The 16260-nt window shown below is 70.6% G+C and carries 14 protein-coding genes; 12 read left to right on the top strand and 2 right to left on the bottom strand.

What is annotated here, in order from left to right:
* Positions 1 to 126: 126 nt before the first annotated feature.
* The 4 genes from rplU to M2266_RS12290 all read left to right on the top strand — a co-directional run bounded on the left by rplU (position 127) and on the right by M2266_RS12290 (position 3966).
* On the top strand, positions 127 to 447 hold the full coding sequence (rplU, locus tag M2266_RS12305; protein ID WP_269276019.1) for a 50S ribosomal protein L21: 321 nt from the start codon (positions 127 to 129) through the stop codon (positions 445 to 447).
* A gap of 14 nt (positions 448 to 461) precedes the next feature.
* A complete protein-coding gene (gene rpmA, locus M2266_RS12300; protein WP_277438242.1) occupies positions 462 to 719 on the top strand; it encodes a 50S ribosomal protein L27 in 258 nt (85 codons plus the stop codon).
* 135 nt (positions 720 to 854) lie between these two features.
* A complete protein-coding gene (gene obgE / locus M2266_RS12295) occupies positions 855 to 2285 on the top strand; it encodes a GTPase ObgE (RefSeq protein ID WP_277438241.1) in 1431 nt (476 codons plus the stop codon).
* A gap of 118 nt (positions 2286 to 2403) precedes the next feature.
* Positions 2404 to 3966, top strand: a complete 1563-nt coding sequence (locus M2266_RS12290; RefSeq protein WP_277438240.1) for a glycosyltransferase family 2 protein — start codon at positions 2404 to 2406, stop codon at positions 3964 to 3966.
* A gap of 72 nt (positions 3967 to 4038) precedes the next feature.
* Here the strand turns inward: M2266_RS12290 and M2266_RS12285 are convergent, their stop codons facing one another.
* A complete protein-coding gene (locus tag M2266_RS12285; protein ID WP_277438239.1) occupies positions 4039 to 7608 on the bottom strand; it encodes a bifunctional glycosyltransferase/CDP-glycerol:glycerophosphate glycerophosphotransferase in 3570 nt (1189 codons plus the stop codon).
* Between the two features lie 123 nt (positions 7609 to 7731).
* Between M2266_RS12285 and galE the strand changes: the two genes are divergently transcribed.
* The 6 genes from galE (at position 7732) to M2266_RS12255 (ending at position 13940) form a co-directional block, all read left to right on the top strand.
* Positions 7732 to 8712: a UDP-glucose 4-epimerase GalE gene (gene galE / locus M2266_RS12280; protein ID WP_277438238.1), complete on the top strand. Its 981-nt coding sequence runs from the start codon at positions 7732 to 7734 to the stop codon at positions 8710 to 8712.
* Positions 8713 to 8847: 135 nt separating this feature from the next.
* Positions 8848 to 9978: a glutamate 5-kinase gene (gene proB, locus M2266_RS12275; protein WP_277438237.1), complete on the top strand. Its 1131-nt coding sequence runs from the start codon at positions 8848 to 8850 to the stop codon at positions 9976 to 9978.
* Between the two features lie 156 nt (positions 9979 to 10134).
* Positions 10135 to 10587, top strand: coding sequence for a hypothetical protein (locus tag M2266_RS12270; RefSeq protein WP_277438236.1), 453 nt, complete (start codon positions 10135 to 10137; stop codon positions 10585 to 10587).
* Positions 10588 to 10932: 345 nt separating this feature from the next.
* A complete protein-coding gene (locus M2266_RS12265; protein WP_277438235.1) occupies positions 10933 to 12240 on the top strand; it encodes a glutamate-5-semialdehyde dehydrogenase in 1308 nt (435 codons plus the stop codon).
* Positions 12241 to 12335: 95 nt separating this feature from the next.
* Positions 12336 to 12770 carry a hypothetical protein gene (locus M2266_RS12260; protein WP_277438234.1) on the top strand — a complete coding sequence of 145 codons (435 nt, stop codon included), beginning with the start codon at positions 12336 to 12338 and terminating at the stop codon, positions 12768 to 12770.
* Between the two features lie 66 nt (positions 12771 to 12836).
* On the top strand, positions 12837 to 13940 hold the full coding sequence (locus M2266_RS12255) for a hypothetical protein (RefSeq protein ID WP_277438233.1): 1104 nt from the start codon (positions 12837 to 12839) through the stop codon (positions 13938 to 13940).
* A 238-nt stretch (positions 13941 to 14178) separates the two neighbouring features.
* Here the strand turns inward: M2266_RS12255 and M2266_RS12250 are convergent, their stop codons facing one another.
* Positions 14179 to 15336: a M48 family metallopeptidase gene (locus M2266_RS12250; protein ID WP_277438232.1), complete on the bottom strand. Its 1158-nt coding sequence runs from the start codon at positions 15334 to 15336 to the stop codon at positions 14179 to 14181.
* A gap of 142 nt (positions 15337 to 15478) precedes the next feature.
* On the opposite strand from M2266_RS12250, the gene M2266_RS12245 reads away from it, so the two are divergent.
* Both M2266_RS12245 and nadD read left to right on the top strand, forming a co-directional pair.
* Entirely contained in the window at positions 15479 to 15631 is a 153-nt protein-coding gene (locus M2266_RS12245; RefSeq protein WP_277438231.1) for a hypothetical protein, read from the top strand.
* An 8-nt stretch (positions 15632 to 15639) separates the two neighbouring features.
* The gene (nadD, locus tag M2266_RS12240) at positions 15640 to 16242 is read left to right on the top strand and encodes a nicotinate-nucleotide adenylyltransferase (protein WP_277438230.1); all 603 of its coding nucleotides are present in this window, start codon (positions 15640 to 15642) and stop codon (positions 16240 to 16242) included.
* Positions 16243 to 16260 lie beyond the last annotated feature (18 nt).

Raw genomic sequence — 16260 nt, 5'->3', positions numbered from 1 at the left:
GGCCTTCGGCGTTTTTGCGCCCGCTCCTGAGCAAATCCCTCCCGGTCCGCCGGGAGAGGCCCCCCAATGCAGGACAGGGATGGCTGGCTTCAGGAGTACCCGATCTAGCTTGAGAGTGAGTTCCGCGTGTACGCAATCGTGCGCAGCGGCGGCCGCCAGCACAAGGTGGCCGTTGGCGATGTCGTCGAGGTTGACAAGATTTCCACCGGCAAGGTGGGCGACGCGGTCGAGCTCTCGACGCTCCTCGTCGTCGATGGCGACTCCGTGACCAGCGACCCGTGGGTCCTGGCCGGGATCAAGGTCGCGGCTGAGATCGTGGACCACCACAAGGGTGTCAAGATCGACATCCTGCGGTACAAGAACAAGACCGGTTACCGCCGTCGTCAGGGTCACCGTCAGCAGTACACGGCGATCAAGATCACCGGTATCCCCACGGCTGCGAAGTAAGGGACTGAGAAGACATGGCACACAAGAAGGGTGCATCGTCCACTCGTAACGGACGTGACTCCAACGCTCAGTTTCTCGGCGTGAAGCGTTTCGGCGGCCAGGCCGTCAACGCCGGCGAGATCATCGTCCGCCAGCGTGGCACGCACTTCCACCCCGGCTCGAACATGGGCCGTGGCAAGGACGACACGCTGTTCGCCCTCGCCGCCGGTGTGGTCGAGTTCGGCACCGCGCGTGGCCGCAGGGTAGTGAACATCGTTCCGGCCGCCGTCTAATACGGCTCCGCAACGAACACAGCACACCACTGAGGGCGGATCCCACTTCCCCGACGCGCACGGCGCGCGGGAAGAGGGTCCGCCCTTGGTGCGTTAGTACTGAGACAATCCCGTATTTATCTGGAGGCAATCCGTATGACCACCTTCGTGGACCGCGTCGAGCTGCATGTCGCCGCGGGTAACGGAGGCCACGGCTGCGCCTCCGTTCACCGGGAGAAGTTCAAGCCGCTCGGCGGTCCGGACGGCGGCAACGGCGGCCGTGGCGGCGATGTGATCCTGGTCGTGGACCAGGACGTCACCACGCTCCTCGACTACCACCACACCCCGCACCGCAAGGCCACCAACGGCAAGGGTGGCGCGGGCGGCAACCGCACCGGCTCCGAGGGCCAGGACCTGGTCCTGCCGGTGCCGGACGGCACCGTGGTGCTGGACCGGGACGGCAATGTGCTGGCCGACCTCGTCGGCCAGGGCACCACCTTCGTCGCGGGCCAGGGCGGCCGCGGTGGCCTCGGCAACGCGGCGCTGGCCTCGGCCCGCCGCAAGGCGCCCGGCTTCGCGCTGCTCGGCGAGCCCGGCAAGTCCCGGGACATCGTCCTGGAGCTCAAGACCGTCGCCGACGTGGCCCTGGTCGGCTACCCGAGCGCGGGCAAGTCCTCGCTCATCTCGGTGCTCTCGGCCGCCAAGCCGAAGATCGCCGACTACCCCTTCACCACCCTGGTCCCGAACCTGGGCGTGGTCACCGCCGGCGAGATCGTCTACACGATCGCCGACGTCCCCGGCCTGATCCCGGGCGCCAGCCAGGGCCGCGGTCTGGGCCTGGAGTTCCTGCGGCATGTCGAGCGCTGCTCCGTGCTCGTGCACATCCTGGACACCGCCACGCTGGAGTCCGACCGCGACCCGGTCACCGACCTGGACGTCATCGAGGCCGAGCTGGCCGAGTACGGCGGCCTGGGCGACCGGCCGCGCATCGTCGTGCTGAACAAGATCGACGTGCCGGACGGCAAGGACCTCGCCGACATCATCCGCCCCGAGCTGGAGGCCCGCGGCTACCAGGTCTTCGAGGTCTCGGCCGTGTCCCGGCTGGGCTTGCGCGAGCTGTCGTTCGCCCTGGCGAAGATCGTCGCCGAGACCCGCGCCGCCAAGCCCGCGCAGGAGTCGACCCGCGTCGTCATCCGCCCGGTCGCGGTGGACGACGCCGGCTTCACCGTCACCGAGGAGGACGGCTCCTACCGCGTGCGCGGCGAGAAGCCGGAGCGCTGGGTGCGGCAGACCGACTTCTCCAACGACGAGGCCGTCGGCTACCTCGCGGACCGGCTCTCGCGCCTCGGCGTCGAGGAGCGGCTGGTCAAGGCCGGCGCCCAGGCGGGCGACGAGATCATCATCGGCGAGGAGGAGAACGCGGTCGTCTTCGACTGGGAGCCGACGATGGCCGCCGGAGCGGAGATGCTCGGCCGCCGCGGCGAGGACCACCGCTTCGACCCGCCGCGCCCGGCCGTCAACCGCCGTCGCGACAAGAGTGACAAGGATGACGCTCAGCAGGAGTTCGACGATTTCGAAGCATTCTGAGTAATCTGAGGAGCCTTCCGAACGGCCCCTGAAGAGCGCGGAGACAAGCGTTCCGAGGGGGCCGTCCAGCGGTGCCGGATGAGAAGATCTCCTGATGGGCAGCGACATGGGGTCGGCTATGGGACACGTCAGCATCGTTGTGATCGTCTACAACGACGCCTCCCGCATCGTGAGCGCCGTCGAGTCCGCGCTCGCCCAGGGCCCGGACGTGGGCGAGGTGATCGTCGTCGACGACTGCTCGACGGACCGCACGCTCGACGCCTTGATGCCGCTCACCGCGGATCCGCGACTGCGGATCCTGTCCCGGGAGACGAACAGCGGGGGGTGCGGGACGCCCCGCAACGACGGCATGGCCGCCGCCGCCTCCCCGTACGTGATGTTCCTGGACAGTGACGACGTCCTGCCGCCGGGTGCGGTCAAGGCCCTGCTGCCGGTCGCCGAGGAACTGCGTGCCGATGTCGTCGCCGGTCAGTGCCTGCGGGTGGAGCTGCCGGACGGCGCGACCACCGTCTGGGCCCCGCTGCTCTACGACCGCTCGGCGGGCGCCGAGCTGCCCGGCACGGTGATCGAGGGGATCGAAGGCCGGCCCGGCATGCTGTGGGACACCCTCTCGGTCAACAAGCTCTACCGCCGGGCGTTCCTGGAGGAGCACGGCATCACCTTCCCGGACGGCCCCTTCCACTACGAGGACTTCGTCTTCACCGCGCGGGTGTACGCCGCCGACCCGCGGCTGGCCGTGACCGACGAGCCCGTCTACCTCTGGCAGGTGCGCCGGCAGGCGGCGAAGCTGTCGATCTCGCTGAGCCGCGGTGCCGTCAGGAACTGGCAGTCCCGGGTGACCGCCCACCGGGGCGTCGTCGACGTGCTGCGCTCCGCCGGGCGCGACGAACTGGCGCTGCACGCGCAGGCCAAGTTCTGCGACTACGACCTGCCGCTGTACCTGCGTGAACTCCCGCAGCGCGACCGGGAGTACGTGGCCGACTGGTGGCGGATCACCCGTGAGTACCTGACGTCGTTCGACCCCGAGGGGATCGCCCGCGCGGGCGTCGTCTCCCGCTGGATCGCCGAGTCGATCCTGGCCGCGCCCGAGCCGTCCGACCCCGGCCGGCTGGTGGAGCTGACCGCCCGCCCGCCCCGGCTCATCCCGCCGTACGACCCGGCCTCGCCGCCCACCGGCCTCGGCCTGCTGACCACCACCGAACTGCCGGTGGCCGTCGACGGGCGGGTCAGGACGGGCGGCAGCACCCGGCTGAGCCTGCGGGTGCACGACCTGTACGGCCGGCTCGCGGAGCTCGGCCCGCGCACCGTCCACGTCGCGCTGGAGGAGCGGTCGGGCTGCCGTCCCGCGGTCGGCGTGGAGGCGCCGCTGGTCTCCGACGGCGACGGCTGGACCGCCGAGGTGCGGCTGTCGACCGGCTCGCTGGCCTGCTCCGGGGAGCTCGGCGTGTGGAGCGTGCGGGCCGAGATCCGCTACGCGGACGGCGCCGCGACCCCGGTGGAGGTGCGTGCCGCCAGGAGCCAGGTGCCACGGCGGAGCATCGTGGTGCGCCGCACCGGCCGGGTGCTGCTGGTCCAGACGCACATCACCGGCGGCCGGGCACTGGTGCTGCGGGTCGCCGGCGGGCTGCGGGGCGCCCGCGTGGTCGCCCAGGCCCGACTGCGCAGGCTGCTCGGCCGCTGACGCCTCGCGGATTCACCCGAAAGGGCGACCACCCCGAGGGGATGGCCGCCCTTTCGCAGCTGTGGCGGGAGGTCACTCCTCCTTGGCCAGCTCCTGCATGCGGTCGATGACCCTGCCTGCGGCGTGGCCGTCGTCCAGGTCGCAGAAGACGCCCTGGAACTTCTTGTAGGCGTCCTCGTACCGCTCCGTCACCGCGTCCAGGTCCTTGAGCGACGCGATCAGTTCGTCCGACGTGGAGATCAGCGGCCCGGGGGCCTCCTTCTCGAAGTCGAAGTAGAAACCGCGCAGTTGGTCGCGGTAATGCGCCAGGTCGTAGGTGAAGAACAGCATCGGGCGGCCGGTGTTCGCGTAGTCGAACATCAGCGACGAGTAGTCCGTGATGAGAACGTCCGCGGCGAGGAACAGCTCGCCGATCTCCGGATACTCCGAGACGTCCCAGACGAAGCCCTCGCCCGCGCCCGGCACCGTGTCCACCACGTTCGGGTGGCGCCGGACCAGGAGCACGAAGTCGTCCCCCAGCTCCTGCTTGGCCTTCACCAGGTCGACCTGGAGGTCCAGCTTGTACCGGCCGGGGCCGTAGTACTGGTCGTCGCGCCACGTCGGGGCGTAGAGCACGACCTTCTTGCCCGCGGGGAGCCCGATGCGGGTCCGTACGCGCTCGGCGATCTCGTCGCGCTCCGGCGCGTAGAGCATGTCGTTACGCGGGTAGCCCGCCTCGAGCAGCTCACCCTCGAACGCGAACGCGCGCTTCAGGATCGGCGTGCTGAAGCGGTTGGGGGAGACGATGAAGCTCCAGCTCTTCGACTCCTTCGCCACGTTCTCCAGGTACCGCCCGTTGGTGAACTGGACGTCCTCGATGTCGTGGCCGATCTTCTTCAACGGGGTGCCGTGCCAGGCCTGGACGACGACCTGGCCCGGCCGCCGCTTCAGCCAGTACGGCAGGTGCGCGTTGGTGACGATGTACCGGCTGCGGGCCAGCGCCTCGAACCACTCGCGGCCCCACATGCGGACGGCCTTGGCGCCCGGCGGCAGTTCCACCTGCTCGTCGCGGACGACCCACAGGTGCTCCAGGTCGTCACCGCGCCGCACCAGCTCCTCGAAGACCGCGCGCGGTGAGTCGGAGAACTGCTTGCCCGTGTAGCTGTCGTACAGCACGGACTCGCGCAGCGGCCGGGTGCGGGCCTCGGGGTAGAACTGCGTCCGCAGCTGGCGCTGCCGGTACGGGCCCTGCTCGTCGGTCCGCAGCGACGCGGTGACCTCGAGCGCCAGCCGGTCGTAGGAGTGCGCGGCCGCGACGTACTTGCGGCCGGCGACCATGGTCTCGGCGGGAAGGTCGTCGATCAGCGCGGGGCTGATGACCACCGGGGTGCGCTCGCTGCCCTCCACCGAGTTCTGGAACACCAGGTTCCAGCGGCCGGGACGCAGCGGCAGGTTGCCCGCCATGCCCGGGACGGCGTGCACGGTCAGCGTGGCGGAGAACCGGTTGTCCTCAACCGCCACCGGGAAGAGCTTCTCCTCGTGGTGCGCCCGGTGCATCAGCACCAGGTTCGCCGGGTCGGTGGCGCTGGTCGGGCACTCGCCCTCGACTAGCAGCGAGCCGTCCGACTGCCAGGTCAGACGGTCCACGACGGGCCGGACGACGCGGTCGCTCAGCAGCAGGTAGCCCGGCGCGTTGCGGTGCAGGGCCAGCTCGCGGGGGAGCCCCGAGGCGGAGGGCGGAAGCGGGTAGCGGCCCGGCGCCAGGTCGTCGTCGGCGATCAGCTGGCGCGACTTGGCCTCACCGGGAACGACGATCTCGGTGCGCCAGGTCTCGCTGTCCGGTGCCTTGACCGAGGACAGCGCGACCTCCGTCATGCGGCCGCCGACGATGTCGTCCAGCGGGATCCGCACGGAGAACGCCGTCTGGCCCTGGGCGGCGCCGCCGGTGATCTCCAGCGGGTACTGGTGCGAGCTCGGGGTCTTGAGGTGCTGCACGCTCAGCACGCTGCCCTCGGTGAGCTTCCCGGACGCGACCCCGCGGATCTCGAGGATCCTGTCGGTCAATTCGTGCCCGGTGACGCGGGCGCGGACCTTCTCCACCCGCAGCCGCAGCCGGCCGCCGATGAAGAGCGGGACGATCCGGGTCTCGGCGTCGACGTAGTGCACCGGCGGGTGGGTGCCGGAGCCGAAGGCGCCGGGATTCAGCGCGCCCTTGCGCAGCAGGCCGCGGCTGAGGTTGCCGATCGCGAAGCGCCAGGTGGACTCGTTCCAGTGGCCGCGCTGTTTCAGCTTCTGCGCATTGACCGTCAGTTCGAAGCCGGACCAGTCGTATGAATAGCGGTTCTGGCCGGAGGTCGACGTGGCCTCGGGGCGGAATACCGTACGCGCCGGAATGACCAGCGTGCGTCGGGACTTGCTGTTCCGCAACGCGATGACCTTGAGCGACATCCGCCGCTTGTGGACATTCAGGTTGCTGACGTAGGAGAAACCCTCGATCTTCAGTTCGTCGCCGTGCCAGGCGATCGAGGACACCTTGGTGCGCAGGGCGAGTTCCTGCTTGAGGCGGTACACGTGCTTCGGCACACCCACGGTGCGGTTGCCGAAGAAGGGGAACCTGCCGTAGCGGCGGAACCGCCGGACGACCGGCAGGGACGCGCCGGTCTCCTTCTTCTCGTACGACAGGACCTCGAGCAGCTCGTCCAGCTTGCCGTGCCGGATCAGGTGCCACTTCAGCCGCATGAGGGCCGGCAGCGCTTCCAGCGCGCGCGGATCCACCCGGCTCAGGAAGTCCGAGGCGACCTTCATGAAGAGCTCGCGGAACTCCTGGTCGGCGTCCGGCAGTACGTTGATGAAGATCCGGATGTCGCTGGCGAGCGCCGTCTCGTCGTACCAGCGCTTGTACTTGCGGTACTCCTTGCCCGGCTGCGCGGCGAGGAACCGGCTGACGGAATCGACGGCGGCCACGCGGTCGCGCACCGACTTCAACTCGGTGCGGCGCTGGGTGATGGACGGTGCCGCGCCGCCCTCGCGCTGGCGCCAGTAGTACGTGGGCTCACCGAGGATGTCGACGCTGCGGGCCCTGAAGTGCGCCGGGACCGTCAGGGGGGTGTCCTCGTAGAGCACGCCCTCGGGGAACTCCATCGCGTACGTGTCCCAGAAGGTGCGGCGGAACACCTTGTTGGGGGCGAGCCGGTCGGCGATGAGCGCCGGGTCCCGCGTGATGTGCGTCTTCAACCGCGTCGACGCCGTGGCGTTGCGGTGCATGGCGGACTGGGCGGTGCCCTTCGAGTCCAGCGTGAACACATTGCCCGACGCGAAGTCCGATCCCGTCTCGTCCAGCGTCGACAGGAAGTGCTCGTACGCGTAGTCCGGGATGATGTCGTCGCTGTCGACGAACGTGAGGTACTCCACCCCCGGGGTGCAGTTGCGCACACCGGTGTTGCGGGCGTGCCCGAGGCCGCCGTTGGTCTGTTCGACGAGGCGGAACCGCGGGTCGCGGGCCGCGAAAGCGGTGGCGATCTCGCCGCTGCCGTCCGTCGAACCGTCGTTGACCATGATGACTTCGAGCTCACGGAGCGTCTGACCGGCGAGCGACTCGAGGCACTCCTCGAGAAACGTCTCGACGTTGTAAATAGGCACTACCACCGAGAGCCGAGGGACCATGGGTCAGGACAACCTTTCCGTGGCGGGAAACAACGAACCGAGGTCCTGCTCCAGGGGAGCGCAGCCTGCTGAGGGTTCACTCCGAGTTTATCGCATGGCTACTCACCGACTTAGACTGACGGAATGACCTGGATGATCACCGGCGGGGCCGGATATATCGGATCGCATGTCGTCAAGGCGCTTGTCGAAAGCGGTGAACAGGTGGTCGTCCTCGACGATCTCAGCACCGGCGACGCCGCGCGACTGCCCGCCGGTGTGCCCCTGGAGCGGGGCTCGGTGCTGGACCGGGCGGTGCTCGACAGTGTCCTGGCCCGCCACGCGGTGAGCGGGATCGTGCACATCGCCGCGAAGAAGCAGGTCGGCGAGTCGGTGGAGCGCCCGCTGCACTACTACCGGGAGAACGTCGTCGGCCTGCAGACGGTCCTGGAGGCCGCCGCCGACGCCGGGGTGAGCCGCTTCCTCTTCTCCTCCTCCGCGGCGGTCTACGGCATGCCGGACGTCGATCTGGTCACCGAGCGGACGCCGTGCGACCCGATGAGCCCCTACGGCGAGACCAAGCTCACGGGCGAGTGGATGGTCGCCGCGGTGGGCCGGGCGCACGGCATGGCCACCGCCTCGCTGCGCTACTTCAACGTGGCGGGCGCCGCCTCCGCCGAGCTCGGCGACCCGGGGATCCTCAACCTGGTGCCGATGGTGTTCCAGCGGCTGGACCAGGGAAAGCCCCCGCTGATCTTCGGTGACGACTACCCGACGCCGGACGGCACCTGCGTTCGCGACTACATCCACATCGAGGACGTCGCCTCCGCTCACGTGGCCGCGGCGCGGCGGCTGACGGCCGACCCCTCGGCGTCCCTGACGCTCAACATCGGCACCGGTGAGGGCGTGTCGGTGGCGGAGATGATCGACCTCATCCGCGAGGTGTCGGGGCACACCGACCTGGCACCGGAGACCCTGCCGCGCCGCGCCGGCGACCCGGCCAGGGTCGTCGCCTCGGCGGAGCTGATCAACAAGGAGCTCGGTTGGTCCGCGCGGTACGACGTCCGCCGGATGGTCACCTCGGCGTGGGCCGGCTGGCGGCTGCGGCATCCGGCGGCGCAGGGCTGATCCGTCGCCCCGGCGGGCCGGCCGCGCGGGTGTCCAGGGCGCGATACGGCCGGCCGCGCGGTGCCCCGGATCACGTAGATTGCACGGGATCGGGGCAGGCGGACCGACAGGAACAGGCGAGCACAGGGGACGTACGTGGCAGCGGCGCGGCAGGACGTGGTGGAGGCCCGCAGGGTCGTGGTCAAGGTCGGTTCGTCCTCGTTGACGACGGCCTCCGGCGGGCTGGACGCGGACCGCGTCGACGCGCTGGTGGACGTGCTGGCCACGGCCCGGGGCGACGGGGCGAAGGAGATCGTGCTGGTCTCCTCCGGCGCCATCGCGGCGGGCCTCGCCCCGCTCGGCCTCGACCGGCGCCCGCGCGACCTGGCCCGCCAGCAGGCCGCCGCCAGCGTCGGCCAGGGACTGCTGGTGGCGCGGTACACCGCGTCGTTCGCGCGCTACGGGGTCCGGGTCGGGCAGGTGCTGCTGACCTCCGACGACATCAGCCGCCGCGCCCACTACCGCAACGCCTACCGGACGCTGGACCAGCTGCTCGTCATGGGCGCGGTGCCGGTCGTCAACGAGAACGACACGGTCGCCACCGACGAGATCCGCTTCGGGGACAACGACCGGCTGGCGTCCCTCGTCGCCCACCTGGTCCGCGCCGACCTGCTGGTGCTCCTGTCCGACGTGGACGGCCTGTACGACGGCGACCCGCGCTCACCGGGCGCCACCCGCATCGACGAGGTGGCGGGACCCGCCGACCTCGAAGGCGTGACGATCGGCAGCGCGGGCAAGGCCGGGGTCGGCACCGGCGGCATGGTCACCAAGGTCGAGGCCGCCCGGATCGCGGCCGCCGCCGGCATCCCGGTCGTCCTCACCTCCGCCAGCCACGCCGCCGACGCCCTCGCGGGACGCGTCACCGGCACGCTGTTCCACCGCACCGGCAAGCGGTCCGCGGACCGGCTGCTGTGGCTCGCCCACGCCTCCACCCCGCGTGGCGCGCTGCGCCTGGACCCGGGCGCGGTCAAGGCCGTCACGGAGCGCCGCACATCGCTGCTGCCGGCCGGACTGACCGGCGTCGAGGGGCAGTTCGTGGCCGGCGACCCGGTCGACCTGCTCGACGAGTCCGGCCGGGCCGTCGCGCGGGGGCTCGTCAACTTCGACGCCAGGGAAGTGCCGCGGCTGCTCGGCCGCTCGACGCACGACCTCGCCCGCGAATTCGGACCCGCTTACGAGCGCGAGGTCGTGCACCGTGACGACCTCGTCGTGCTGCACCAGCACTGAGCCGAGAACCGGTCCGGCAGACCCAGTCGGGGACTTCTTGTCGAAAACGCCCCCGCGGTAGCCCGCACCCTGGTCAACTTTGAAGCGGAGGAGTCGCCAATACCGCCGCGGGGACGGGCGGCGCTCGCAAAGCAGAACGCCACAGGGAGGCCGCCGGTGAGACGAGGGCGCCCAGGTTCGCTCCCCCGGGGGACGACCGAACGGGCACTGGTCAGCGTCGACAGCGGAGTGGATACCAGCGCGGAGCATCAGCCGGAAGCGCGTACCAGCTCCCGGCTCTGGCACGTCACGCTCAGCGTCTCCGGGCCCGAGGCCCCGCTGCCGGAGGTCAGACGCGCGCTGGAGCAGCTCGCGCACGATCACCCGTTCCTGCTGACCAGCAGATATGCCGATGATCACGCCGAGATCAGGTATTGGGAGGAGGCCCGCGACCTCCATGACGCCGCGGCCATCGCGCTGCGCCTGTGGGGCGAGCACCGCTCGACGGCCAAACTGCCGCCGTGGGAGACGGTCGGTCTCGAAGTGATCGACCGTGAGACCTATCACCAGCGCATCTCCGAGGGCTACGGCCCGGCGCCGGCGGTGCCCGTCGGGGTCCACCCTTTCTAGGCCGTGTCTGACACATCCCGCCTGGCCCGGGACGCCTGGCACGCGCGCTCTCCCCCAGCTACCGCTGGGAGGGGCCCCAGTTGTCGGGCCCGCCCCGGTACGTCCAGTACAGGGGCGACCCTCCGCCGTGCGATCGCCCGCACCAGACGCCCCGGGCCCCGCCCTCCGGGCGGACGCCGGTATGTGTCAGACACGACCCAGTGCTCTGGGAGGCACTCCCCGCCCGGCCCCGGGCCCCGCTCCGGCCGGGCGGAACGGTCCGAGGGGTCGGGACAGGCCCCAGCGGCGTCTCAACGGCCGGAATCGCGTCCCGCCGTCCGGGGAGGTCGCCGTAGGCTGCCGGGTATGAGCAGCAGCCACGACGCCCCCTCCTTGCCCTCCCCCCTGCCCGAGTCCGCCGTGCTGCGGGCCGCCTACCGGGCCCGGGCCGCCGCCGCCGACCTGGCGCCGCTGCCGCGCTCGGCGAAGGACGACGCGCTGCTCGCCATCGCGGACGCGCTGGTGGTGCGGACGAAGGAGATCGTCGAGGCGAACGCCCTGGACGTGGCGCGGGCGCGGGCGGCCGGGAGCAGCGAGACGGTCATCGACCGGCTGACACTGACCCGCGAGCGGATCGCGGCCATCGCCGCCGACGTACGCGACGTGGCGGGCCTGCCGGATCCGGTCGGCGAGGTCGTCCGCGGCTCGACGCTGCCGAACGGGCTCGACCTGCGCCAGGTGCGGGTGCCGCTCGGAGTGGTCGGCATCATCTACGAGGCCCGGCCGAACGTGACCGTCGACGCGGCGGCGCTGTGCCTGAAGTCCGGGAACGCGGTGCTGCTGCGCGGTTCGTCCTCCGCGTACGCGTCCAACGAGGCGCTGGTGAAGGTGGTGCGGGACGCCGTCGGCGGTGCCGGACTGCCGGCCGACGCGGTGCAGCTGGTCCCGGGCGAGAGCCGGGAGTCCGTCACGGAGCTGATGCGGGCCCGCGGCATGGTCGACGTCCTCATCCCGCGCGGCGGAGCCTCGCTGATCAGGACGGTCGTCGAGCAGTCGACGGTGCCGGTCATCGAGACCGGTACCGGGAACTGCCACGTCTACGTGGACGCGCAGGCCGACCTCCCGATGGCGGTGGAGGTGCTCATCAACTCCAAGGCACAGCGTCCCAGCGTCTGCAACTCCGCCGAGACCCTGCTGGTGCACCAGGACGTCGCCGAGGCGTTCCTGCCGCTGGCGCTGGCGGCGCTGGCGGAGGCCGGGGTGACGGTGCACGGCGACGAGCGGGTGCTGGCGCTGGCCGAGCGGACCGGATCCAAGGCCACCGTGGTCCCGGCGACCATGGAGGACTGGGAGACCGAGTACCTGAGCTATGACATCGCGGCCGGGGTCGTCGACTCGCTGGACGCGGCCGTCCACCACATCCGGCTCTGGTCGTCCGGGCACACCGAGGCGATCGTCACCACCTCGCAGCCGGCGGCCCGCCGCTTCACCCAGTTGGTGGACGCGGCCGCGGTCGTCGTCAACGCCTCGACGCGGTTCACCGACGGCGGCGAGTTCGGCTTCGGCGCGGAGATCGGGATCTCCACCCAGAAGCTGCACGCCCGTGGCCCGATGGGCCTGCCGGAGCTGACGTCGACCAAGTACATCGTGACCGGCGACGGCCACATCCGGTAGCGCGCCGGTCCGTGCACAGGGCCAACTGGGCGGGCGGACAGCGTATTTCATCCGCTCCCTGCCCAAAGCGTCGTCGCCGGGACTACCCTGGTCGGATGCCGGATGATGACGAGTTCGCATCCATGGTCTTCGACGAGGACTTCGTACGGTCCGCGCCCGTGCACGAGCCCACCGCGCGACAGCGCATGCTCGCGGCCGCGCGGGCCCGTGCCGAGGCCGAGAGCATGTCCGGCGCCGGGTCCGTACCGGCCGATCCCGCCCGGTACGACACCAGTGAGTCGGACGATCTGTATCTGCAGCACGTCCAAATGGCCGAAGGCCGTCCCTACCGCGGCGGCAGTGTCCGCTGGCACCGCTCGCTGGCCTGGTTGCTGGCCGTGCTGATGGGCATCGGGGTGGTGGCGCTGACCTTCGCGGCCGTGTACCGGGGCGCCGGGGGCGGCCGCCAGCCGGCCGTACCGGCGCCGCCGTCGAGCGGCCGGGTGGGCAGCCAGACCCTTCCTCCGGTGGCCGCGACCCCGCTCCCCTGAGCTGCTGTCAGAAGTTGTCGCGTATCTCAGCGTTTATATGTGCCTCCGGAGACTTAACCTTGTGGTATGGCCGGTCCTGGAGACCCTCCTGAGGGCGCCCCTGAGGGAGTCCCGGGAGGTGGTGAGGACGAGTATCGATCCGTCGTCTTCGACGAGTCGTTCGTTCGTGCTGCCCGTATCCAGGAGTACTCGGCCCGCGAGCGCCTGGACGGGGCTTCCCGGGCGGTGCGCGTCCGCCATATGTGGCCCGCCGGCGCTCCGCGCCAGGCCCTGATCCTGGTCGTCCTCATCGCGGTCGCCTTCGGCACCGCGATCTACCTGGGCCTACGCCATCCGTACAGCAGTTCGGGTGCGGCCGAGGTGGAGCCGCTGCGGATCACCCTGATACCGCTGGTGCCCCCGGGCCCGGTACCGGCTGTGAACGAGAAGGCGCTGTACGCGAACGATCCGGCCGCGCACTACCGGGCCGGTGCCGAGGGCATTCCGCTGCCCACCGCGCGCCGCGTCGGGGACTTCACCGAGGGCCAGGTGATCCAGGCGCTCGGCATCACCCAGCAGTACCTGGTCGCCTCGGCGCTCGATCCGGAAGCGCTGACGGGCGGCGGTGTGCGCGCCGTCCGGGATCTGATCGACCCCGGCCAGGTCGACCAGTTCGACCGGAGCCTGAGCGCCCCGGTCAACGACGGGCTGCACGCGGCGACCGGCTGGCTGGTGCGGCTGGACCCGGCCCTGGTACGGCTGGCCGACCCGAAGGTACGGGTGAGGGGGACGATCACCGTGGCCCAGGTCGGTGACGGCCGACTGGAGGTCCTCGCCGACCACACCTTCGTGTACGCCGTACAGGGCGTCACGGGGCCCGGGGCGGGGCCGGGCGGCAAGACCTCGCTCTTCACCGTGCGGCGCGAGATGCGCTTCCGGTTCGGCCGGGACGACCTGCGCGACCATCACCTGGAGGTCGTGCAGGCCGATGTCGCCGCCGGGCCGCTGTCCTGCACGGCCGGGGCCGCCGACTACTTCCGGCCACTGCTCGCCGGCCAGTCGCCGCAGGGCCCGACCGCCGCCGATCCCTACGACCGCGACCGTCCGGCCGCCTCGGTGTGCGCGGCGCTGAGGGACGGCGCCACCGGTTCCCCGGCGGCGCCCTCCGTCACGTCCTCAGCGGCTCCCTAGGCCGTGTCTGACACATCCCGCCTGGCCCGGGACGCCTGGCACGCGCGCTCTCCCCCAGCTACCGCTGGGAGGGGCCCCAGTTGTCGGGCCCGCCCCGGTACGTCCAGTACAGGGGCAACCCTCCGCCGTGCGATCGCACGCACCAGACGCCCCGGGCCGCCCCGCCCTCCGGGCGGACGCCGGTATGTGTCAGACACGGCCTAGACCGACGCGGCCGGTCCCGTCCGCGGATCCGCCGTCACTCCGCGCGCGGGCCCTGCTCCGGACCGTCCTCGGGGCCGTCCTGCGCCGTGTCCGCCGGGCGCTCCTTGGTGGTGGTACGGGTGCCGCTTGCGCCACCCGTACCACCCGGGCCGGTGAACTTGTCGCGCAACTTGCCGCCGATGTCGCCGGCGCCCGTGGAGATGTCGCGTATCAGACCCATCAGCGGGTCCTTGCTGGTCTTGACGTTCTCCGCGTAGTGGTTCACGGACTCCTTGAAGGAGTCGGTGACCGAGGTGTCCTTGTCCTCGCTCCTGCGCGGGTAGTGCCCGTCCATCAACCGCTGGTAGTCGCGGCCGGCGACCCACTTCTTCAGCTCGGCGGCGCGCACCGTGGTGAACGGGTGGCTGCGCGGCAGCACGTTCATGATCTTCAGGACGGAGTCGCGCAGGTCGCCCGCGGACTCGTACTCGTCGGCCTGCTGCAGGAACGCGTCCACGTTCATCTCGTGCAGGTGGTTGCCGCCGGCGATCTTCATCAGCCCGCGCATCGACGCCTGCAGGTCCTGTCCGACCAGCAGCCCGGCCCGGTCGGCCGACAGCTCCGACTTGCGGAACCACTCGCGCAGCGCGGTGACGATCGCCAGGATCGCCAGGTTGCCCAGCGGGATCCACGTGACCCGCACGGCCAGGTTCGTCAGGAACAGCAGGATGGTGCGGTAGACCGAGTGGCCGGAGAGCGCGTGGCCCACCTCGTGGCCCACGACCGCGCGCATCTCCTCCTCGTCCAGCAGCTCGACGAGGCCGGTGGTGACCACGATGATCGGCGAGTCCATGCCGATGCACATCGCGTTCGGCTGCGGGTCCTGCGTGACGTACATCGACGGGACCTTCTCCAGGTCCAGGATGTAGCAGGCGTCGAGCAGCATGGTGTGCAGGTGCGCGAACTGCTGGTCGCTCACCCGGACGGAGTCCGAGAGGAACAGCAGTCGCAGCGAGCGCTCGGGGAGCAGTCCGCTGAGCGCCTTGAAGGCGGTGTCGAACCCGGTCAGCTTGCGGAGCGCGACCAGCGCGGACCGGTCGGCAGGGTGCTCGTACGCCCTGGAGGAGATACCAGGGAAGCGCTTTCGCGTGCGGCTGGGCACCTTCGCGGCACCGCCACTGGACTCCGTGGAGTCGCTCGGATCGTTCGGCACGGACATAGTGACCCAACCCCCTGTTAGCCAACCGGTACATACTCTGGACGCGCGGAGCCTGCGCTAAGTTCCACAGGGCCCGCCCGTACGATGTGCGTGAGTCTTCCCGTCCGTCCCCGAAACCGCAAAGGTCCTGCCGACCATGACGTCATACGCAGCCACCGCACTGACCACCCTCGCCGAGGAGTCGGGCGGGGGGAACCACGAGAGCCTCAGCCCCTATCTCACGGGCGGTGGCGCGCTGTTCGCGCTGCTGCTCCTGCTGTGGATCACGACCCGCTTCAACCGGGACTAGTCTCCGCGATGCCTGGGAGCGCGAAGAAGCGGATCGGCGTGATGGGCGGAACGTTCGATCCCGTCCACCACGGTCACCTGGTCGCCGCCAGCGAGGTGGCGAGCCTGTTCCAGCTCGACGAGGTCGTCTTCGTGCCGACCGGCCGGCCGTGGCAGAAGGCCGACAAGCCGGTCTCGCCGCCCGAGGACCGCTACCTGATGACGGTGATCGCCACCGCGTCGAACCCGCAGTTCTCGGTGAGTCGCATCGACATCGACCGCGGCGGCCGGACCTACACCATCGACACCCTGCGGGACCTGCGCGACGAGCACCGGGACGCCGACCTCTTCTTCATCACCGGTGCGGACGCGCTCAACCAGATCCTCTCCTGGCGCAACGCCGAAGAGCTCTTCTCCCTGGCGCACTTCATCGGGGTGACGCGTCCCGGGCATACCCTGGCGGACCCGGGCTTCCCGGAAGGCGGGGTCTCGCTGGTCGAGATCCCGGCGCTGGCGATCTCGTCGACGGACTGCCGCCAGAGAGTGGCCAAGGGCGATCCGGTCTGGTACTTGGTGCCGGACGGGGTGGTCCGCTACATCGACAAACGCAAGCTCTACCGGGACGACGGGTAGCGGACGCATCGCAGTGAA

It is taken from the genome of Streptomyces sp. SPB162, from assembly GCF_029504575.1.
Lineage (GTDB): Bacteria > Actinomycetota > Actinomycetes > Streptomycetales > Streptomycetaceae > Actinacidiphila.
This window is presented reverse-complemented; position numbering and strand designations above follow the sequence as displayed.